This window comes from Janthinobacterium sp. PSRC1-1 (assembly GCF_049897525.1).
Lineage (GTDB): Bacteria > Pseudomonadota > Gammaproteobacteria > Burkholderiales > Burkholderiaceae_D > Janthinobacterium > Janthinobacterium tructae.
This window is the reverse complement of the sequence record NZ_JAFCWK010000008.1, coordinates 197,176-218,004: the sequence shown is the minus strand read 5'-3', so window position 1 is coordinate 218,004 and position 20,829 is coordinate 197,176. Positions and strand designations below refer to the sequence as shown.

At 62.0% G+C, this 20,829-nt stretch carries 14 protein-coding genes; 8 read left to right on the top strand and 6 right to left on the bottom strand.

Annotated features, from left to right (window positions below; translation table 11 throughout):
* Positions 1-98: 98 nt before the first annotated feature.
* The gene (gene metH, locus ACP7DW_RS19175; protein ID WP_426056077.1) at positions 99-3,893 is read right to left on the bottom strand and encodes a methionine synthase; all 3,795 of its coding nucleotides are present in this window, start codon (positions 3,891-3,893) and stop codon (positions 99-101) included.
* Positions 3,894-4,409: 516 nt separating this feature from the next.
* Between metH and ACP7DW_RS19170 the strand changes: the two genes are divergently transcribed.
* Positions 4,410-6,881 carry an IPT/TIG domain-containing protein gene (locus ACP7DW_RS19170; protein WP_426056078.1) on the top strand — a complete coding sequence of 824 codons (2,472 nt, stop codon included), beginning with the start codon at positions 4,410-4,412 and terminating at the stop codon, positions 6,879-6,881.
* A gap of 77 nt (positions 6,882-6,958) precedes the next feature.
* Here the strand turns inward: ACP7DW_RS19170 and fmt are convergent, their stop codons facing one another.
* Positions 6,959-7,915 carry a methionyl-tRNA formyltransferase gene (gene fmt / locus ACP7DW_RS19165; protein WP_298403249.1) on the bottom strand — a complete coding sequence of 319 codons (957 nt, stop codon included), beginning with the start codon at positions 7,913-7,915 and terminating at the stop codon, positions 6,959-6,961.
* Positions 7,916-8,143: 228 nt separating this feature from the next.
* Complete coding sequence (def, locus tag ACP7DW_RS19160; protein ID WP_426056079.1) at positions 8,144-8,686, bottom strand: peptide deformylase; 543 nt, start codon at positions 8,684-8,686, stop codon at positions 8,144-8,146.
* Here def and ACP7DW_RS19155 point away from each other — a divergent pair.
* The 4 genes from ACP7DW_RS19155 to ACP7DW_RS19140 all read left to right on the top strand — a co-directional run bounded on the left by ACP7DW_RS19155 (position 8,679) and on the right by ACP7DW_RS19140 (position 13,605).
* Entirely contained in the window at positions 8,679-8,957 is a 279-nt protein-coding gene (locus ACP7DW_RS19155) for a hypothetical protein (RefSeq protein ID WP_426056080.1), read from the top strand. The genes def and ACP7DW_RS19155 overlap by 8 nt on opposite strands.
* Positions 8,958-8,989: 32 nt before the next feature.
* On the top strand, positions 8,990-10,093 hold the full coding sequence (dprA, locus tag ACP7DW_RS19150) for a DNA-processing protein DprA (RefSeq protein ID WP_426056081.1): 1,104 nt from the start codon (positions 8,990-8,992) through the stop codon (positions 10,091-10,093).
* Positions 10,094-10,187: 94 nt separating this feature from the next.
* On the top strand, positions 10,188-10,652 hold the full coding sequence (locus ACP7DW_RS19145) for a DUF494 family protein (protein WP_096233791.1): 465 nt from the start codon (positions 10,188-10,190) through the stop codon (positions 10,650-10,652).
* 283 nt (positions 10,653-10,935) lie between these two features.
* Entirely contained in the window at positions 10,936-13,605 is a 2,670-nt protein-coding gene (locus ACP7DW_RS19140) for a DNA topoisomerase III (RefSeq protein WP_426056082.1), read from the top strand.
* A gap of 72 nt (positions 13,606-13,677) precedes the next feature.
* Here the strand turns inward: ACP7DW_RS19140 and ACP7DW_RS19135 are convergent, their stop codons facing one another.
* The 3 genes from ACP7DW_RS19135 to ACP7DW_RS19125 all read right to left on the bottom strand — a co-directional run bounded on the left by ACP7DW_RS19135 (position 13,678) and on the right by ACP7DW_RS19125 (position 17,400).
* Positions 13,678-14,403 carry a hypothetical protein gene (locus ACP7DW_RS19135; protein ID WP_298403264.1) on the bottom strand — a complete coding sequence of 242 codons (726 nt, stop codon included), beginning with the start codon at positions 14,401-14,403 and terminating at the stop codon, positions 13,678-13,680.
* Positions 14,404-14,479: 76 nt separating this feature from the next.
* The gene (locus tag ACP7DW_RS19130; RefSeq protein WP_426056083.1) at positions 14,480-15,919 is read right to left on the bottom strand and encodes an alkaline phosphatase; all 1,440 of its coding nucleotides are present in this window, start codon (positions 15,917-15,919) and stop codon (positions 14,480-14,482) included.
* A gap of 29 nt (positions 15,920-15,948) precedes the next feature.
* On the bottom strand, positions 15,949-17,400 hold the full coding sequence (locus ACP7DW_RS19125) for an alkaline phosphatase (RefSeq protein ID WP_426056084.1): 1,452 nt from the start codon (positions 17,398-17,400) through the stop codon (positions 15,949-15,951).
* A 199-nt stretch (positions 17,401-17,599) separates the two neighbouring features.
* Between ACP7DW_RS19125 and ACP7DW_RS19120 the strand changes: the two genes are divergently transcribed.
* From ACP7DW_RS19120 to ACP7DW_RS19110, 3 genes are all read left to right on the top strand, one after another.
* Positions 17,600-18,469 (top strand): MBL fold metallo-hydrolase, encoded by an 870-nt coding sequence (locus tag ACP7DW_RS19120; RefSeq protein ID WP_426056085.1) that lies wholly within the window; start codon positions 17,600-17,602, stop codon positions 18,467-18,469.
* 20 nt (positions 18,470-18,489) lie between these two features.
* Positions 18,490-19,146, top strand: a complete 657-nt coding sequence (locus tag ACP7DW_RS19115) for a DsbA family protein (RefSeq protein WP_426056086.1) — start codon at positions 18,490-18,492, stop codon at positions 19,144-19,146.
* A 94-nt stretch (positions 19,147-19,240) separates the two neighbouring features.
* Positions 19,241-20,704, top strand: a complete 1,464-nt coding sequence (locus ACP7DW_RS19110; RefSeq protein ID WP_426056087.1) for a catalase — start codon at positions 19,241-19,243, stop codon at positions 20,702-20,704.
* The last annotated feature ends 125 nt before the right edge of the window (positions 20,705-20,829 follow it).

The following is a 20,829-nucleotide window of genomic DNA, read 5'->3' as shown; positions in this document are numbered from 1 at the left end:
CAGTCAGGGAACGGGCCGGAGCGGGCATGCAGCATGCCGACCGGCATACTGCGTTAGTGCGCTGCGGCGCGCGATAAGTTCCGCGCGCCGTGTGCTTATCATGACAGATTGGGTGCCAGCCAGCGTTCCACGTCCTCGATGCTGGCGCCACGGCGCTTGGCCATGTCTTCCACCTGGTCCATGCCGATCTTGCCGACGACGAAGTATTTCGACTCGGGGTGGGCAAAATAGAAGCCGGAGACGGCCGCGCCGGGGAACATGGCATACGATTCCGTCAGCTGCATGCCGATGTCCTCGGCCTGCATGACCTCGAACATCTGTTTCTTGACCGTGTGCTCGGGGCAGGCAGGGTAGCCGGGCGCGGGGCGGATGCCGACGTATTTCTCGCCGATCATGTCGTCGTTGCTCAAGTGCTCATCCGGCACATAGCCCCACAAATCCTTGCGCACGCGCTCGTGCAGGTATTCGGCAAACGCCTCGGCCAGGCGATCGGCCAGGGACTTCAGCATGATGGACGAATAATCGTCGTGCGCATCCTCGAAGCGCTTTTCGTATTTCTCGATGCCCAGGCCGGACGTGACGGCGAACATGCCGATGTAATCTTTCACGCCCGATGCCTTCGGCGCAATGAAATCGGCCAGGCACTGGTTCGGCCGTTGCACGCCATTGACCACGGGTTTGACGCCCTGCTGGCGCATGCCGTAATACGTGAACGCCACGCTACTGCGCGTATCGTCGGTGTATACCTCGATATCGTCGTCATTGACGCTGTTGGCCGGCAGCAAGGATACGACGCCATTGGCCGTCAGCCAGCGCCCGTCGATGAGTTTTTTCAGCAGGGCCTGGCCTTCCGCGTACACCTTGGTGGCCGCGTCGCCCACCACTTCATCCGTCAAAATGGCGGGGAAAGGGCCGGCCAGGTCCCAGGTCTGGAAGAACGGGCCCCAGTCGATGTAATTGGCCAGGGCGGCCAGGTCGACATTTTTAAACACGCGGCGGCCGATGAACTTCGGTTTCACGGGCGTGCAGGCGCCGTCGAAGGGCACGACCATCTTGTTGGCACGCGCCTGCGCCAGCGGCAGGATGGGCAGCGCCTTCTTGTTGGCGTGCTGCTCGCGGATGCGCGCGTAGTCGAGTTCGATGTCTTGCACATATTTGTCGCGCTGTTCCGGTGTCAGCAACGATTGCGCCACGGACACGGAACGCGAGGCGTCCGGCACGTAGATCACGGGGCCTTCGTAGTTGTGCGCGATTTTCACTGCCGTGTGGGCGCGGCTGGTGGTGGCGCCGCCGATCAAGAGGGGAATCTTCAGCATGCGGAAGTGTTCGTCGCGCTGCATTTCCTTGGCGACATACGCCATTTCTTCCAGTGACGGCGTGATCAGGCCCGACAGGCCGATGATGTCCGCATTTTCCACCTTGGCGCGCGCCAGGATTTCCGAGCACGGCACCATCACGCCCATGTTCACCACTTCGAAGTTATTGCACTGCAGGACGACGGTGACGATGTTCTTGCCGATGTCATGCACGTCGCCTTTCACGGTGGCCATGATGATCTTGCCTTTCGGCTTGGCGACGATGCCCGTGCGTTTTTCTTCCAGCAGCTTTTCTTCCTCGATGAACGGAATCAAGTGGGCCACAGCCTGCTTCATCACGCGCGCCGATTTCACCACTTGCGGCAGGAACATCTTGCCTTGGCCAAACAGGTCGCCGACCACGTCCATGCCGGCCATCAGCGGGCCCTCGATCACGTGGATCGGGCGCCCGCCATTGTGCAGCAGTTCCTGGCGCGCTTCTTCCGTGTCTTCGACGATGAATTGCGTGATGCCGTGCACCAGCGCGTGCGACAGGCGCGCCTGCACCGTGCCTTCGCGCCAGGCCAGGGTTTGCGCCTCGGCCTTGCCGCCCGCCTTCAGCGTGCCGGCGATCTCGATCATGCGCTCGGTCGAGTCTTCGCGGCGGTTCAGCACCACGTCTTCCACGCGCTCGCGCAGTTCCGGGTCGAGGTTGTCGTACACGCCCACCATGCCGGCGTTGACGATGCCCATGGTCATGCCGGCCTTGATGGCGTGGTAGAGGAAGACGGTATGGATGGCTTCGCGGGCCGGATCGTTGCCGCGGAAACTGAAGGACACGTTCGACACGCCGCCCGAAATCTTCGCGTACGGCAAGTTTTCCTTGATCCAGCGCGTGGCGTTGATGAAGTCGACGGCGTAGTTGTTGTGCTCTTCGATGCCGGTGGCGACGGCAAAGATGTTCGGGTCGAAAATGATGTCTTCCGGCGGGAAGTCCAGCGCATCGATCAACAAGTGATATGCGCGCGCGCAAATTTCGATCTTGCGCTCGAAGGTGTCGGCTTGCCCTTTCTCATCGAAAGCCATGACGATGACGGCGGCGCCGTAGCGGCGGCACAGCTTGGCCTGGCGCAGGAATTCTGCCTCGCCTTCCTTCATGGAAATCGAGTTGACGATGGCCTTGCCCTGCACGCATTTCAAGCCCGCTTCGATGACTGACCATTTCGACGAGTCGACCATGATGGGCACGCGCGAAATATCGGGTTCCGAGGCGATCAGGTTCAGGAAGCGCGTCATGGCCGCCAGCGAGTCGAGCATCGCTTCATCCATGTTGATGTCGATCACTTGCGCGCCGTTTTCCACTTGCTGGCGCGCCACGGAGAGCGCCTCGTCGTATTGCTCGTTGAGAATCATGCGCGCGAACGCTTTCGAGCCCGTGACGTTGGTGCGCTCGCCCACGTTGACGAACAGCGAATCGTCATTGACGACGAACGGCTCCAGGCCCGCCAGGCGCAAGTCGTGCGATGGGGCTGGTACGGTACGCGGCGTGTTTTTCGACAGCAATTCGCCGATGGCGGCGATGTGCTCGGGCGTGGTGCCGCAGCAGCCGCCGGCCATGTTCAAAAAGCCCGCGTCGGCGAATTCGCGCAGCAGGGCGGACGTATCGGCTGGCAACTCGTCAAAGCCCGTGTCGCTCATGGGGTTGGGCAAGCCCGCGTTCGGGTAGATGCACACGAAGGTGTCGGCGATCCTGGCCAGCTCTTCCGCGTACGGGCGCATCAGGGCGGCGCCCAGCGCGCAGTTCAGGCCGATGGTCAGCGGTTTCGCGTGGCGTACGGAATTCCAGAAGGCGGGCACGGTCTGGCCCGACAGGATGCGTCCCGAGGCGTCCGTGACGGTGCCGGAAATCATCAAGGGCAGGCGCACGACGGTCGGATTTTGCTCGTAGAACAGGTCGATGGCGAACAGGGCCGCCTTGCAGTTCAGGGTATCGAAAATGGTTTCCACCAGCAGCACGTCGGCGCCGCCTTCCACCAGGCCCTGCGTCTGCTGCATGTAGGCGGCCACCAGCTGGTCGAAACTGACGTTGCGCGCGGCCGGGTCGTTCACGTCGGGCGAGATCGATGCCGTCTTCGGCGTGGGGCCCAGGGCGCCGGCAACGAAGCGCGGCTTGTCCGGGGTGGAATACTTGTCGCAGGCGGCGCGCGCCAGTTTTGCCGCCTGCACGTTCATTTCATAGGCCAGGTGGGCCATGTGGTAATCGTCCTGCGCGATCGTCGTGGCGCCGAAGGTATTCGTTTCGATCAGGTCGGCGCCGGCCGCCAGGTAGCGCTCATGGATTTCCTGGATGATGTGCGGCTGGGTGAGCGTGAGCAGCTCATTGTTGCCTTTAACGAACAGTTCGCGCGCGCCGCTGTCGGCCGGCGCGGCGAAATCGATGAAGCGGCCAGCGGGACCGCCACGGTACGCTTCTTCGTCGAGCTTGTATTGCTGGATGATCGTGCCCATGGCGCCGTCGAGGATCATGATCCGCTGCGCCAGAATGGCGCGCAAGGTGGCTTCGGTCGGGGACATGGCGGGGATCACGGTATCGTTCATTTCATGCTTTCAATAGGCAAACGGGCGGCGGCGCGGCGACAAGACAGGTACGGGGCGGTTGCTGGCCAGCAGGATCCGCTGACGGAGAGTGCCGGCCGGGTAGGGCAGGCAGAAGGTGGCAATCGCCTGATTTCACCGGGTCTAAAATTATACGGCATCAGGCTGCTTTGGTTTTAAGCAAAAGCGGCCGTTCGCCCCACGGCAAGCTTTCTTGCAACACATCGCCTTGCGCCTGGCCTGTTTCTGAAAAAGACATCCCTGAAAATTTTGCTCAAAATGTCAATTTTTCAGCCAATGCAGAGCGAGAGGAAGAGGGTTCCACATAAAGTTTGCCAAGCCGATGTTTCAATCATGATCAAAACTAAGTGAATCAACAGCAGCAATAGTTGTCGTTAGGAATCGAATTAACCGATAATATTGGTTCCTCGAAAGTAAATTCCCACCAAAAGTCACCTATATGTCACATTTCTCTCGTCTCCTCCCCTGCCTCGCGCCGCATCAGCATGGATGCCAGCCGTGAAAAACCATTTGCTTGTTGCATTGTTTGTCATGCTGGGCCTGTCCGCTTGCGGCGGTGGTGGTGGTGGTGGCGACACGGCGGTGACGACCACCTCGGCTAATCCCGTCGTGATTCCTGCCGTGACGGCCGTCTCGGCGGCGAATGTCGCCGTGGGTGGCAGCCTGGTGGTCACGGGCACGAATCTGAGCCGCGTGACGGCCTTCCAGGTGGGCGGCGTGCCGCTTGCCACCAGCGCCGCCAGCGACACCAGCGTGACCCTGGCCATGCCGGGCGTGCCCGTAGCGGGCGCCTTGAGCCTGGTCAGCGCCAGCGGCACGGCGGCCACCAGCTATAACGTCAATGTGTACCTGCCATTGAGCGTGGGCAGCATCGCACCGGCGACGGGCGGCGTCGGTTCCAGCGTGACGATCGCGGGCGGTGGCATGGGCGCCGTGACGGCGGTGCAGTTTGGCAATGGTGCGGCGGCGACGCCGCAAAGCCAGACGGCCGGCAGCGTGACCGTGCTGGTGCCCTTGGGTGCGGCCACGGGGGCGCTGACGGTGCGCGGTCCTTACAACGATGCCATCAGCAGCGATACCTACAAGGTCTTGGCGAGCGTGGCCGTGACGTCGATCACGTCGGTTGTCAGCAACGGGACCTTGTCGGTGACGCTGCAGGGCAGCAATCTCGACCAGGTCAGCTCGGCGTCGGTGGGCAATACGCCAGCCCTTATCGTCAGCGCCAGTGCCAGCCAGTTGCTGTTGTCTGCCCCAGGCTCGGCAACGGGCGATGTGATGCTGTCGGCCGCGTCGCGCATCGCCGTCAATGCAGGCACGGTGTCGGCGTTTACCCTGGGCAGTATTGATTTCGCGCAGGTACTGAACTTGAACGCCAGCAATACGGCCTTGCGCCTGACGCGCGGCAAGCAGGCCGCCGTGCGCGTGTCCGTGCTGGCCTTGCAAGCGGGCCAGGCCAGCCCCGCCGTGACCTTGATGGCGACCGCCGCCAATGGCAGCAACCTGGGCAGCATCAGCATGAGTGGCCCGTCAGTCTTGCCGACGGCGAAAAGCGATGACAGTTTCAATGGCAATTTCAGTGCCGTCCTGCCTGCAGGCTGGATCTTGCCCGGCGTGCGCGTGCGCGTGACGGCCGTGGGCAATGACGGCGTGCAAGTGAGCCAGGAAGCGGCGCCGGCCGTGTCCAGCGCGGCGCGCATCCGCCTGGTACTCGTACCCTTGAGTACCGATGATGGCGTGGCACAACTGCCTGACGCCCAGGATATCCGCGCCGCGCTGCTGCGCGTATATCCGTATGCGACGGAAAACATCAGCATCACCACGCGCACTGCGCTGAGCATGCCGGGCAGCAGCACGGCCGACAGCTGGTGGAGCAATGCCCTGGGAGAGCTGGAAAGCAAGCGGGTGCAGGAAGACAGCGGCGCCTATTATTATGGTTTCGTACCGAAAATGTCTGTCACCCGCGCAGCGGGCCTGGCCTACATCAACGGCCGCAGCAGCGGCAACGACAGCACCTCGGCCATCGGCCTGGACGCCAGATTCAATACCAGCGCGGCGTTCGATCCCTTCGGCAATAAATGGCCTGAATGGCTGACCACGCTCGTGCATGAGCTGGGCCACAATCACTCGCTGCAGCACGTTGCCTGCGGCGGCGCGGCCGGCGCGGTCGCCGACTACCCGTATGCAAATGGCAATCTGGGCCCGCAACCGCTGTATAACAGCGACTATGCGGGCAGCATCGGCCAACTGAGCAAGGCAGTCAATGGCGGCACGCCGATGAAGGACGTGATGAGCTATTGCAGCGGCGCCTGGTTCTCCGACTACAGCTATGCGCGGGTGCAGCAATTCCTGGAAAAACGCAGCACGCAAATGACGGGCAGCAATGTGCTGGCCGCCAGCATGTCCGTGGCCGAAAATGGCTACCTGACCATTTCCGGCAGCATCACGCCGACCGGCGTGGCCCTGCGCCCAGCCGTTGCCTCGTCCACGCGTGTGGGCGCAGCGGCCAGCGGCAGTGGCCAGGCGTACACCCTGCGGGTTCTGAGGGCATCGGGAACGACTATCGACTTGCCTTTCGATGCGGTCACCGTGGCCGACCACGGCGGTAGCGCCATGCGCCACTTCCGCGTCAGTTTCGCCAACCCGGGCGATATCAGCGACGTGGAAGTATTGTCAAATGGTAAGCCATTGACCCGGCTGGAGCGTTCGGCGCGCCGCGGCAAGGCCGCCAACGATGGCAGCTTTGAGGTAACGCAAAGCGCTGGCAAGCTGGCGCTGGTCTGGGATGCCCAGGCGGAGCCGTATGCGGCCGTGCTGCACGTGGCAGCCGATGGCCGCAAGATGGTGGTCGCCAGCGGCTTGAACGGTGGCAACGCCAGCGTTGACGTGAGCGCCTTGCCGGCCGGCGGACGTTTCGAGGTCAGCCTGTCGTCGTCCGTGGGCGCACGTTTGATGAAGGTGCAGCGCCGCTAAGGGCAGTCGCTGGATGCAACAAGGGCTTGCCGCGGCAAGCCCTTTTTTAATGGTCGTCGACAGACGATGCCGTGCCATCAAGTAAAGCGTTTGCCTTCCAGCGGGAAACCCTTGATGAATTCTGCCGCGGGCAGGCGCTTGCCGCCCGGTTTTTGCAGTTCCGTCAGGCGCAGGGAACCATTGCCGCAGGCCACGACGATGCCGTGCTGGGCGTCGGCCGCCAGCACCTGGCCCGGCGCTTCCTGGCTGTCCGCTTCGAGTACCTCGGCGGCCCAGATCTTGATGGTGACGCCATCGACCTGGCCGCAGGCGCCGGGAAACGGATTGAAGGCGCGGATTTTCAGCCCCAGTTCCAGCGCAGGCTGGCTGAAATCGAGCGCCGCCTCGTCCTTGGCGATTTTTGCCGCGTAAGTGACGCCCGCTTCCGGCTGCGGCACGGCTTCCAGCGGCTGCTGCTGCATCTTGCGCAGGGTCTCGACGATCATCTTGCCGCCCAGGGTGGCCAGTTTGTCGTGCAGGCTGGCGGTGGAATCGCCCGCTTCGATGGGCGTGCGCTCGATGGCCAGCATGGGGCCCGTATCGAGGCCTTCTTCCATCTGCATGATGGTCACGCCCGTTTCATCGTCGCCGGCCTCGATGGCGCGGTGAATCGGTGCGGCACCGCGCCAGCGCGGCAGCAATGAACCGTGGATATTGATGCAGGGTTTGAGGTCGAGCGTGCTGCGCGGCAAGATCAAGCCGTACGCCGCCACCACCATCACGTCGTAGTCGGTGGCCAGCAGGCGCTCGTGGGCCGCTTTTGCCTCGGCGGCGCGCTGCGGGTCCTTGCTGTCCATGCGCAGGGACAAGGGCTGCAGCACCTCGATGCCATGCTGCTGCGCATATTGCTTGACGGCCGAGGCGTGCAGCTGCATGCCGCGTCCGGCCGGGCGGTCGGGCTGGGTCAGCACCAGCGGAATGTCGAATCCCGCTTCGTGCAAGTCTTTCAGGGCCGTGGCGGCGAATTCAGGCGTGCCTGCGAAGATCACTTTCATATGGTTCCTTGACGTGAGGTGCGCAGGCCCGCGCCGGAGGCGCCAGGCTGGCATGGTGTAACGACGACTGTTGCTGCTTAGTCTATCAGCAGTACTGCAAAAACTCCTTTAACACCTTACAAAACCGTAGCGAGCGGAAGCGAATTGTGGCTGAGAAGCGGAACTGTGCTGGAGCACAGTGAGCATCGCAGGCCGCAAGTCGCGACGCGCAGTAGGTTTGGTCAGGTGTTAGAAGCGGCGGTTCTGAGCGCGCAGACTCGCTTCGCGCTCGAGACCACGGACTTCCTTGATCATCTTGGCCTTGATGCGGTTGCGCTTGAGCGGCGACAGATATTCGACGAATACCTTGCCCAGCAAGTGATCCATCTCATGCTGGATGCAGACGGCCAGCAAGCCATCGGCTTCCAGTTCGAACTGCTTGCCGTGACGGTCCAGGGCGCGCACCTTGATGCGGGCCGGACGCTCGACGCCATCGTAGACGCCAGGCACGGACAGGCAGCCTTCGTCGTAGATCTGCTTTTCTTCGCTGGCCCAGGTGATTTCCGGGTTGACGAACACTTGCAGCTGGTTTTTCTCTTCGGTGATGTCGATCACCATCATCTGGATATGCGCGTCCACTTGCGACGCGGCCAGGCCGACGCCAGGGGCGTCGTACATGGTTTCGGCCATGTCGTCGATCAGGGTTTGCAGGCGCTCGCCAAATTCGGTGACGGGCTTGGCGATCGTATGCAGGCGAGGATCGGGGTAACGCAGGATATTTAATATGGACATACGGATTCGACTGGTTAAGGTGGGCGCGGTGCGCCTGATTATTCATGCCTGGGCCATGCGGACGATGGCAGGGCTATTGTATTTGAATGTGCTACGGTGGGGCGCGGATGGCGCAACGGCGCGGCAGATGCGTTTGCCAGTGCGCGATTCGTTTGCTGCAAAGGGAAATTTTATCACAGACGCCCATGGCGCTGTGGATGCGGGGCCGTTTTGCAGCGCCATTGCACGCATCCTTGCGCGCGTCGGCATCGCGTGTCTGGCAGGGCGCTAGCATGGGAGGGCACAGTACACAGTGAGGTTGTCATGCATGCAATTGCAACAACGGCAGACACGGCCACGGAACTGGCGGGCTGGCTGCGCCTGCAGCATCTGCCCGGCGTGGGGACGGTGACGGCGCGCGCCTTGCTGACCCGCTTCGGCTTGCCGCCAAAAATCTTTGCCGCGCCGTTCGAGGCCTTGCGCGAGGTGGTGCCGGCCAGCGTGGCGCGTGCCATCGTGCAGCCGCCCAAACCGGTGGCCAACAGCCAGCTGGCGCTCACCCTGCAGTGGCTGCAGCGGCCCGGCAATGCCGTGCTGACCCTGGCCGATGCCGCGTATCCGCCCCTGTTGCTGGAAATCGCCGATCCGCCGCTATTGTTATATGTACGGGGGCGGGCGGAACTGCTGTCGCGTCCCGGCGTCGCCATCATCGGTAGCCGCAATGCCAGCGCGCAAGGCATGCAGAATGCGGCCGCTTTTGCGCACGCCCTCAGCGCGGCGGGCCTGACCATCATTTCCGGGCTGGCGCTGGGCATCGACACGCACGCGCACGAGGGCGGCTTGCGCGGCGCCGGCGCCACCGTGGCCGTGATCGGCACGGGCGCCGATTTGGTGTATCCGCGACGCAACCTTGATCTGGCGCAAAGAATTGCCGAACAAGGCTGCATCGTCAGCGAGTACGCGCTCGGCTTGCCGGCCATGCCAGCTAACTTTCCGCGTCGCAATCGGCTGATCAGCGGCCTGACGCGCGGCGTGCTGGTGATCGAGGCGGCCGCGCAATCGGGTTCCCTGATCACGGCCCGCCTGGCCGGCGAGCAGGGGCGCGATGTGTATGCCTTGCCCGGCTCCATCCACGCGACTTTGGCCAAGGGTTGCCATGCGCTCATCAAGCAGGGTGCCAAGCTGGTCGAGTCGGCCGATGACGTACTGCAAGAGTTGCAATGGCTGGGCGGCGTTCCCCTTGTGCCGCCAGTGGTGGCAGACGAGACGCCGCTGCTGGCCGCACTGGGGCACGATCCGCTCGATGCCGATACCCTGGCCGCGCGCAGCGGCCTGGCCATGGGCGCGCTGATGGGCGAATTGCTGGCGCTGGAGCTGGCGGGCCTGCTTGAACGCTTGCCGGGAGGACTATTTCAACGCTGCAAATGACAGCTTGTCACTTGTGTGGCGGCCTTGCCGCACAGGGGGGCTTTGTCGGCGCGCGCCCTTGTGTCGCAGCGAACTTAGCTGATAGAGTAGAGCCATGTTCGATATTCTGGTGTACCTCTACGAGACTTACTATCGCCCCGACGCCTGCCCCGAGCCGGCCGTCCTGGCGCGCAAACTGTCGGCCGTCGGTTTCGACGACGTGGAGATTTCCGAAGCGCTTGTCTGGCTGACGGACTTGAACGCCATGGCCGGTGTCGAGCAAACCCTGACGGCCAGTTCCACAGGCACGCGCTTCTATGTCAAGCAGGAAAGCGACGTGCTGGGTACGGCCGCCATCGGTTTCATCCAGTTTTTGGAAAGCGCCAAGGTGCTCTCGCCGCTGCAGCGTGAAATCGTCATCGAACGGGCGCTGGCGCTCGACGAGGCGCCCGTTTCGCTGGGCAAGCTGAAAGTCATCGTGCTGATGCTGCTGTGGAGCCAGGGCAAGGAACCGGACGCGCTGATGTTCGACGATTTATTTGTCGACGACGAAGACCTCCCGCCGCGCTTATTGCACTAATATATATCCATATTCTTCGCTGTCTGCCCGACCCTGGCGCCGCCGCCGCGCCATCCCCGTTAGCATGTGCTGCACCGGCGCGCCCGCCAGCCCGTTATGTTTGCGCTGGCGCATTCTTGCTTGCAGATAACTTGCCGAATTCTTCAATAGGCGCTTATCATTGGCCGCTTGACAAGACCACAAGTCACAAGGCATTGCGCAGACAAAAGCGTCGGTGCCTGGCAATGCACTGTATGATGCGCATGCTGAAACTATCCTAGAGCATTTTTCGAGACCACAAAATATGACAAAAACCCTCATCATCGCCGAGAAGCCTTCTGTCGCGAACGATATCGCGAAGACGCTTGGCGGCTTCACCAAGCACGATGAGTACTTTGAATCGGATGAATACGTCCTGTCGTCGGCGGTCGGCCACTTGCTGGAGATCGCCGTACCGGAAGAATTCGACGTGAAGCGCGGCAAATGGAGTTTCGCGCACTTGCCGATGATTCCACCGTATTTCGCGCTGAACCCGATCGCCAAGACGGAAGCGCGCCTCAAAGTATTAAACAAGCTGATCAAACGTAAAGACGTTACCACCCTCATCAACGCATGCGATGCGGGGCGCGAAGGCGAGCTGATTTTCCGCCTGATCGCGCAAAACGCGAAAGCCAAGCAACCGGTCAAGCGTTTGTGGCTGCAGTCGATGACGCCGGGCGCCATCCGCGACGGCTTTTCCCACTTGCGCAGCGATGAAGAAATGCTGCCGCTGGCGGACGCGGCCCGCTGCCGTTCGGAAGCCGATTGGTTGATCGGTATCAATGGCACGCGTGCCATGACGGCGTTCAATTCGAAAGAAGGCGGCTTCTATCTGACCACCGTGGGCCGCGTGCAGACGCCAACGCTCTCCATCGTCGTCGAACGCGAAGACAAGATCAAAAAATTCGTGCCGCGCGACTTCTGGGAAGTGCGCGCCGAATTCGTCTGCGCGGCCGGTATCTATGAAGGCCGCTGGCTCGACACGAAGTTCAAGAAAGACGAGAACGACCCTGAGAAGCGCGCCGAGCGCCTGTGGAGCAAGACGGCTGCCGACTCGATCGCCACCGCCTGCCGCGGCCGCCAGGGCATCGTCACGGAAGAATCGAAACCGACCACCTCGATGGCGCCGGGCCTGTTCGACCTGACCAGCCTGCAGCGTGAAGCGAACTCGCGTTTCGGCTTCTCGGCCAAGAACACGCTGGGCCTGGCCCAGGCGCTGTACGAAAAGCACAAGGTATTGACGTATCCGCGTACCGATTCGCGCCACCTGCCGGAAGACTACATGCCGACCGTGCTGCAGGCGCTGGAAACGGTCAAGGACAACAGCAACTACCACCAGTTCGCCAAGCAGATCATCGACAAGGGCTGGGTCAAGCCGAACAAGCGCATCTTCGACAATACCAAGATCTCGGATCACTTCGCGATCATCCCGACGACGATCGCGCCCAAGAATTTGTCCGAGCCGGAACAAAAATTGTATGACCTGGTCACGCGCCGCTTCATGGCCGTGTTCTTCCCGCCTGCGGAATTCCAGGTCACCACGCGCTACACGGAAGTGTCCGGCCATCAGTTCAAGACTGAAGGCAAGGTCATGACCAATCCGGGCTGGCTGGCCATCTACGGCAAGGAAGCGTCGACGGACGCGGACAAGGAAAGCAATGGCAACGGCAATCTGGTGCCGGTCGCCAAGGGCGAGAAAGTGCAGACCGAAAGCGTCAGCGCCAACGGCCTGGTGACCAAGCCGCCAGCGCGCTATACCGAGGCGACGTTGCTGTCGGCCATGGAAGGCGCCGGCAAGCTGATCGACGACGACGAGTTGCGCGATGCGATGGCGGGCAAGGGTCTTGGCACGCCAGCGACGCGCGCGGCCACCATCGAGGGCTTGCTGACGGAACGCTACCTGATCCGCGAAGGCCGCGAACTGATCCCGACGGCCAAGGCCTCGCAGCTGATGACCTTGCTCAAGGGCCTGGGCGTGAACGAATTGACGGCGCCGGAGCTGACGGGCGAGTGGGAATACAAGCTGTCGCAGATGGAAAAAGGCAAGATTTCGCGCGAAGAATTCATGCGTGAAATCGCGCAGATGACGCAAATCATCGTCAAGCGCGCCAAGGAATACGACAACGACACCATTCCCGGCGATTACGCCACGCTGGAAACGCCGTGCCCGAATTGCAGCGGCGTGGTGAAGGAAAACTACCGTCGTTTCGCCTGCACCAAGTGCGAATTCTCGATGAGCAAGACGCCGGGTTCGCGCCAGTTCGAAATCGCCGAAGTGGAACAATTGCTGAAGGACCGCACCATCGGCCCGCTGCAAGGCTTCCGCTCGAAGATGGGCCGTCCGTTCGCCGCCATCCTGCGCATCGTGCGCGATGAAGAGATCAAGAATTTCAAGCTGGAATTCGATTTCGGCCAGAACGACGAAAGCGAAGATGGCGAAGGCGTCGATTTCACGGGTCAGACGCCCGTGGGACCTTGCCCCAAGTGCAACGCCGGCGTGTATGAAATGGGTCTGGCCTATGTGTGCGAACACAGCATGGCCAAGCCGAAGACCTGCGATTTCCGCAGCGGCCGCATCATCTTGCAGCAGGAAATCTTGCCGGAACAAATGGCAAAACTGCTCAACGATGGCAAGACGGACTTGCTGCCGGGCTTTGTATCGCAGCGTACCCGTCGCCCGTTCAAGGCTTTCCTCGTGCGCGGCAAGGATGGCAAGGTGAGCTTCGAGTTTGAAGAGCGCAAGGCCAAGCCGGGCGCGAAGACCAAGGCGGCAGCCGTCGAGGCCGAAGGCGAAGAAGGTGCGGCGCCAGCGAAGAAACCGGCCGTCAAGAAAGCGGCAGCCGTCAAGAAGGCGCCAGCGAAGAAAGCTGCTGCCGTGAAAAAGCCGGCCGCCAAGAAGGCGCCGGCGAAGAAGGCAGCGGCAGCGGCGGAGTAATCCGGCGCCAGCCAGACAGGCAGACAAAAGCCAGGGATCGCTCCCTGGCTTTTTTTACGTCCCGAGGCTAGCTTAGTCCAGGTAGTCCGAGTATTCGCGCTGCGCGTAGTTTTGCAAATTCGCCCACGGCTGCGCCTTGCTGACGGTCGGCTGCAGTTTGACGTCGACCCGGCGATAGAAGGTATTCGCGCGGTCGCCGCTTTCGATGACCAGCGGAATCTGTTTTTGCTCATCCCACAGGATGCGCTGGAACACGCCATTCTTTTCCACTTCGCGCCAGCGCGCGCCCGTCACGTTCGATGCCTGTTTCGACAGTGGCATGGCGGTGACCAGTTTCGGATCCAGCAGATAAAAACTGTTTTCCCAGGAACCGTCGAAATTGACGTTTTCGTACTCGGCCTTGGGGATGGAGACGACGATCTTGTCGTGTGCATCGATGTATTCCACACGCACGGTGTTCTTTTCCAGCATCACGTGACGCGGGATCAGCACAGGATTGAAGTGCTTGTGTTCATGTTGCGTGGCCTTCAGCGCGACTTTGGTGTTCTCGCCATGCTTGTGGCCGGCATGCGCGTCGGTCGCCGGCGCCAGCACGCGCTCGACCCACACGTGGCCGGGGCGGCGCAGCATTTTTTCTTCGTAGCGGCTTTCGCGCGTCACGCCTTCCGGCGTCAGCACGCGGCTGTAATAAGTGATGCCCAGGTCCAGGTCGGCGGGAGCGGAAGCGGTTGCAGGAGCGGCTTGCGCGCTGGCGGCAAAGCCGGCGGCCAGGAGGACGGCGATCAGGGTCGATTTCATGGTGTTGCCTTTACGTGCAGAGGGGCGGAGGGCAAAACTGCCATCCGCCCCGGTGGGGTTACCGTGTTGATGCAGATCAGAAGCCGAATGCCGCCTTCAGCAAGTCAAACACCTTGGTGTTGTCCAGCGTGCCCTTGAAGGCCTTGGCGCCGGCGCCCGTGGCCAGCAGCTTGACGTCGCCGCCGCCGTGGGTTTCGCTGGCCAGGCGCACGCCTGTTTCTTGCAGGTAGTTGTCGGACAGGGCCGTGGCGCTGTCGACGTTGGTGCGCAGGTCAGGGCGGTTCGGGCCATTGCCGAACACCAGGGTGGTGTAGGTATTGCCGTCTTCATCCTTGCTTGGCGCGTTATCCTTGTAGCCGCGGTTGATGTCGAGGATAGGGTTGCCGCGCTTGCCGTAGCCGTTGAACGCCAGGGTGTGGTCGTGGTCGGCCGTGACGACGATCAGGGTATTTTCCAGCTTCGGATCGGTTTCCCTGACCTTGTCGATGGCCGCCTTGATGGCGTCGTCGAAGGCGATGGTGTCGACCAGCGCGCGCTTGGCATTGATGCCGTGCAAGGCGTGGTCGATGCGGCCGCCTTCGACCATCAGGAAGTAGCCAGCGCTGTTTTTCGACAGCAGGTCGATGGCTTTGAGCGTCATTTCCGACAGGCTAGGCTGGTTGGCGCCGTCGGCCGATGGCTTGGATGAGGTGCGGTCCAGTTCATAGTCGAGGTGGCTCTTCGCGCTGTACAGGCCGATGAACTTCTTGTTGCTCGGCGCGGCTGCCATTTCCGTCTTGTTGGCGGCCACGGTGTAGCCCTTGGCGGCGAATTCGGCCAGCAGGTCGCGGCCGTCGACGCGGCCGGCCTTGTTGCTGGCCGACCATGGCGTGAAGTGGTTGCGACCGCCACCCATCAGCACATCCACGCCGTCGCCCAGGGCCGTGTTGTAGCCGGCGCCGCCCGGCGCCGTTTGCGCGGCGATCGCGTATTGCGCATTGCGGTTGCAGATGTGCGAGAAGGTCGTTGCCGGCGTGGCGTGCGTCAATTCCGTGGTGGTGATGGCGCCCACGGCCTTGCCCTTGGCTTTCGCCAGTTCCAGGATGGTCGGCACGCTCTTGCCGCCGGCCGGGCAGTTGTCCACGCCCAGATTGCCGTTGACGTCGCGGCCCGGTTCCTTGGCGATGGTGTCCTGCGCCATCGAGATGACTTCATTGTTCATCTTGACGCCGGTCATGTAGGCGGCCATCGAGGGGGCGCTGTCCGTCGTTTGTGCATCGTTCGAGAACGTCTTGATGCGCGCCGTGCGTTCCAGCTTGTCCATGTTCAGGCTGCCCTCTTCCTTGTACTTGAAGATGCGTGCCGCCGTCACGACGGAAGGACCCATGCCGTCGCCGAGGAAGAAGATGACGTTCTTGGCGTCGGCGGCATAGGCGCTGGCGACGCTGGCCGCCACGAGTGTGGTCAGCAAGGAGAGTTTCAGGGCCGATTTCAGTGCGGCGGGTGTCGATGCAACGGGTTTCAAGGTGAATTTCATGTGCTTGTCCAATTCTTGTCTCTTGGGGATTACAGACCGCCGGCGGTCTTGACCAGGCCGAATACTGTGGTGTTGTCGATGGTGCCCAGGAAGGTTTCCGAACCCTTGCCGATGGCGCCCAGGAAGACGTCGGTGCCGCCGTGGGTTTCATTGCCGACCGCAGTGCGGATCACCGCTTCCTGGTGATAAGTGTTGGCGCTGGTGACGGTTTCATCGAGGCTGGCCATGGCGGCGCGGCTCGATTGCGTGCGCTTTTCGCCATTGCCGAAGCCGATGATCGAGTACGGTGCGCCGTCCAGGTCTTTCTCGACCGCGCCGGTGACGTAGTTCTTCACCACGCCCAGCACGCCGGCGTTGCCGGCAGCCGTCTTGCCCGTGCGCTTGGCATAGCCGTTCAGCACCAGGGTGTGGTCATGGTCGGCCGTGACGACGATCAGGGTATTGGCCAGGGTCGGATCGGTGAGCTTGGCTTTCTCGATGGCGGCCTTGATGGCGTTGTCAAACGCGACGGTGTCTTGCAGGGCCTTCTTGGCCGTCGTTTCGTGCAGCGCATGGTCGATGCGGCCGCCTTCGACCATCAGGAAATAACCCTTCTTGTTCTTGGCCAGGACATCCATGGCCTTGGTGGTCATTTCCGCCAGGCTAGGTTCCTTGGCCGCATCGCGGTCCAGGTCGTAGCTCATGTGGCTGGAGGTAAACACGCCGAACAAACGCTCCGTCTTGGCCGCATCGACAGCCTTGAAGTCGGTGGCGTTGTTGGCGATGGTGTAGCTCTTCGCTTTCAGCTCGGCCACCAGGTCGCGGTCGTCGGAACGCTTGCCGCCGTTCTTGAATGGCGTAAAGAATTGCGCGCCACCACCGAGCACCACTTCCAGGCCGGTGGTGCCCAGGGCGCTGTTGTAGCCCGTGCCGCCTGGCACGAGGGCCGCAGCGATATCGTTTTCCAGGTCGCGGTGGCAGATGTGCGAGTAGGTCGCCGCCGGGGTGGCGTGCGTCACGCGCGCCGTGCTGACGACGCCGGCCGCGTAGCCCTTGGCCTTGGCCAGTTCCAGCAAGGTGGTGGCGGGCGTGCCGTTGCCGGTGCCGCATTTGTTGACCAGCTTGTTGCCGTTGGCATCCTTGCCCGGATCGATGGCGAGCGTGTTGGCCGACATGGAAATGACTTCATTGTTCATCTTGACGCCGGTCATGTAGGCAGCCATCGATGGCGCGCTGTCGGTGACTTGCGCGTCGTTCGAGAAGGTCTTGACGAAGGCCGTTTCCGGCAAGGTGTCCATGGTCAGTGCGCCTTCTTCGCCTACCGAGTAGATGCGCGCGGCCGTCATGGTGGTCAGGCCCATGCCATCGCCGAGGAAGAAGATGACGTTTTTCGGCGGTGCTTCCGCCACTACCTCTTCTTTTTTGGCGTCGCTGCCGCAGGCGGCCAGCATCAGGGTGATGGCGACGCTGCAGCCAGCGACGGAAATTTTTCTGCGTGTCATGTGGTTCATCCGGCTAGGTTTGAAAGAGCTAGCAAGATAACAATTCAATGTGACACCCTCATGACGTTGTGACACGTTTCGCGTTCGATGGCCCGCGATTGACCCGAAATATGCAACAAACTATTGCGTTTTATTGGGTTTTTCTACCGAATCAAGCAACGTAAGATGCATGCATCCCATCATCTTGTGAAGGCACATCATGTTCTCCAAATCTATCAGCAGCGTTCTTGTTTCCACCCTGTTTGCCGCCGGCGCCGCCTCGGCCGCCGCCAGCGCGCCCCTGACCCTGGAAGTGTTCAACCCGGGAGAAGCGGCCATCTTCCCCGTCGCTTCCGTATTGGTCGCTGGCAAGCATGACGCCGTGCTGATCGATGCGCAATTCTCGCGTGCCGAAGCGCAAAAACTGGTGGAAAAGATCCGCGCCAGCGGCAAGAAACTGACGACGGTGTACATCAGCCACAGTGATCCCGATTTTTACTTTGGCCTCGACGTGATCAAGGCAGCTTTCCCGCAGGCAAAAATCGTCGCCACGCCGGAAACCGTGGCCGAGATCCGCCGCAAGGCTGACGCCAAGGTCGCCTACTGGGGCCCGATTTTGAAAGACAACGCGCCGCACGGCATCGTCATTCCCGACGCATTGAAAGGCCAGCGCATCACGCTGGAAGGCCAGTCGCTCGACATCGCCGGCCCGACGCCTTCACGCACCTATGTGTGGATTCCGTCGATCAAGGCCGTCGTCGGCGGCGTGGTGCTGTTTGGCAACCTGCACGTCTGGACGGCCGATACGCAAAGCGCGCAATCGCGCCAGGACTGGCTCAAGACCCTGGACGGTATCGCCGCTTTGAAACCTGTGACCGTCGTGCCCGGCCACTTCAAGGTGGGTTCGCCCCTGACGCCCGACAGCATCGGTTTTACGCGTGACTACCTGGTGACGTTTGAAGCGGAAACGGCCAAGGCCGCCAATTCGGCCGCGCTGATCGAGGCGATGAAAATGCGCTATCCGAAGCTGGGTCTGGATGGCGCTTTAGAAACCAGCGCGAAGGTCGCCAAGGGCGAAATGACATGGTAAGCGGCAACCAGGAGCCTGTCATGCCCACACTGCACTACATTTTCGATCCCCTGTGCGGCTGGTGCTACGGCGCCGCGCCGCTGGTCGAGGCGGCGCGCGCCGTGCCCGGCCTGACGGTGGCGTTCCACGGCGGCGGCATGATGACGGGCAGCAATCGCCGCCAGATCACGCCCGACTGGCGCGGCTATGTGCTGCCGCATGACCGGCGCATCGAGCAACTGTCGGGCCAGCCCTTCGGCGACGCCTATGTCAACGGCTTGCTGAACGACACCACGGCCATGATGGATTCCGCACCGCCGATCACGGCCATCCTGGCGGCGGAAGTGCTGGCCGGCAAGGGCCTGGACATGCTGCAGCGCGTGCAGCGCGCCCATTACGTGGACGGCTTGCGCATCGCCGACCTGCCCGTGCTGGTGACCTTGGCGCAAGAACTGGGCATGGACGGGACGGCCTTCCAGGCCGAGTATGCGCGGCAGGCGGGCGCCGCCACGCAGCGGCACATCGATGCCAGCCGCGCCTTGCTGGCGCAGGTGGGCGGGCAGGGCTTTCCCACGTTCGTGCTTGACGATGGCAGCGGCAAGTTGTCCGTGATCGATGTCGGGGATTTTTTGGGTCAACCGGCGAAGTTGCAGGCGCAGCTGGGCGGCGTATGCGACGCCCACGGTTGCTCATTGTAAATATCTATCGTTTCGATAAAATCAATTAGCTTTTCCTTTGTCGTTGACTTCATTACACTAAGTTCCATCAGTCAACAACGAAGGAAAAGCAGCCATGAGTCAACAGCCGCCATTCAGTACCGCCTCGGGCATCCCCGTCGCCGACAACCAGAATTCCCTCAGCGCCGGCCCCCGCGGCCCGCTGCTGCTGCAAGACTTCCACCTGATCGAAAAACTCCAGCATTTCAACCGCGAGCGCATTCCCGAGCGCGTCGTGCATGCAAAAGGCTCGGGCGCCTACGGCACCTTTACCGTCACGCACGACATTGCGCGTTACACCAAGGCCAAGCTGTTCAGTGAAGTAGGCAAGCAGACGGCCACCTTCGCGCGCTTTTCCACCGTCGGTGGCGAACGCGGCAGTGCCGATACGGAACGCGACCCGCGCGGCTTCGCCGTGCGTTTCTATACGGAAGAGGGCAACTGGGACCTCGTCGGCAACAATACGCCCATGTTTTTCATCAAGGACCCGATCAAGTTCCCCGACTTTGTCCACACGCAAAAGCGCGATCCGCAAAGCAACTTGAAATCGGCCGAGATGATGTTTGACTTCTGGAGCCATGCGCCGGAAAGTCTGCACCAGGTCACCATGCTGTTTTCGGACCGCGGCACGCCGGACGGCTACCGTCACATGGATGGCTTCGGCAGCCACACGTATAGCCTGATCAATGCCGAGGGCCAGCGCGTGTACGTGAAATGGCACTTCAAGACGCGCCAGGGCATCAGGAATCTGCCTGCGGCGGAGGCCGCCCGCCTGGCCGGTGCCGACCCCGACTACGCCCAGCGCGACCTGTTCGGCGCCATCGAGCGCGGTGATTTCCCGCAGTGGGAAGTCAAGCTGCAGGTGGCGACGCAGGAGCAACTCGATGCATGGGAGCAGCGCACGGGCTGGAACCCGTTCGACCTGACGAAAGTGTGGCCGCACGCCGACTTCCCGCTGTTGCCGGTGGGTATTTTCGAGCTGAACCGTAACCCGGACAATTACCACGCGGAAGTCGAGCAGGCAGCCTTTTCGCCGGCCAATGCCGTGCCGGGCATGGGATACTCGCCGGACAAGATGCTGCAAGGCCGGCTGTTCGCCTACCACGACGCGCAGCTGTACCGGGTCGGCACGAACCACCAGCATCTGCCCGTGAATGCGGCCCGCTGCCCCTTCCACAACCAGCAGCGCGACGGCGGCATGGCGATCCACAATGGCGGTGCGGCGCAGAACTACGCGAATGTGGCGGCGGCAGGCACGCAGCCGCAAGGGCTGGGCCATGGTGAGCCGGCGCTGGCGCTCGATGGCGGCGCGGCGCGCTATGATGGGCGCGGCGTGGAAGACGATTACACGCAGGCCGGCAATCTGTTCCGTTTGATGTCGGCGCAGGCGAAACAAAACCTGTTCGACAACCTGGCCGGTCCCTTGAGTCTGGTGCGGCCGGAAACCTTGCAGCGTCAGCTGGCTCACTTCGACCAGGCCGACCCGGCCTATGGCGCCGGCGTGCGGGCCGCCTTGCAGGCGCGCGGCGCGGCGCAGTAATCGGCGATCACAGGCGGACCTATCCTGTTCCGCCTGTTGTTGATATAGCCCAAATTGCTGGCAGATATTAAATATTGCCGTATGGACATATTTGTCTTCCATGCGTAGACTTGTCGGTCTGATGA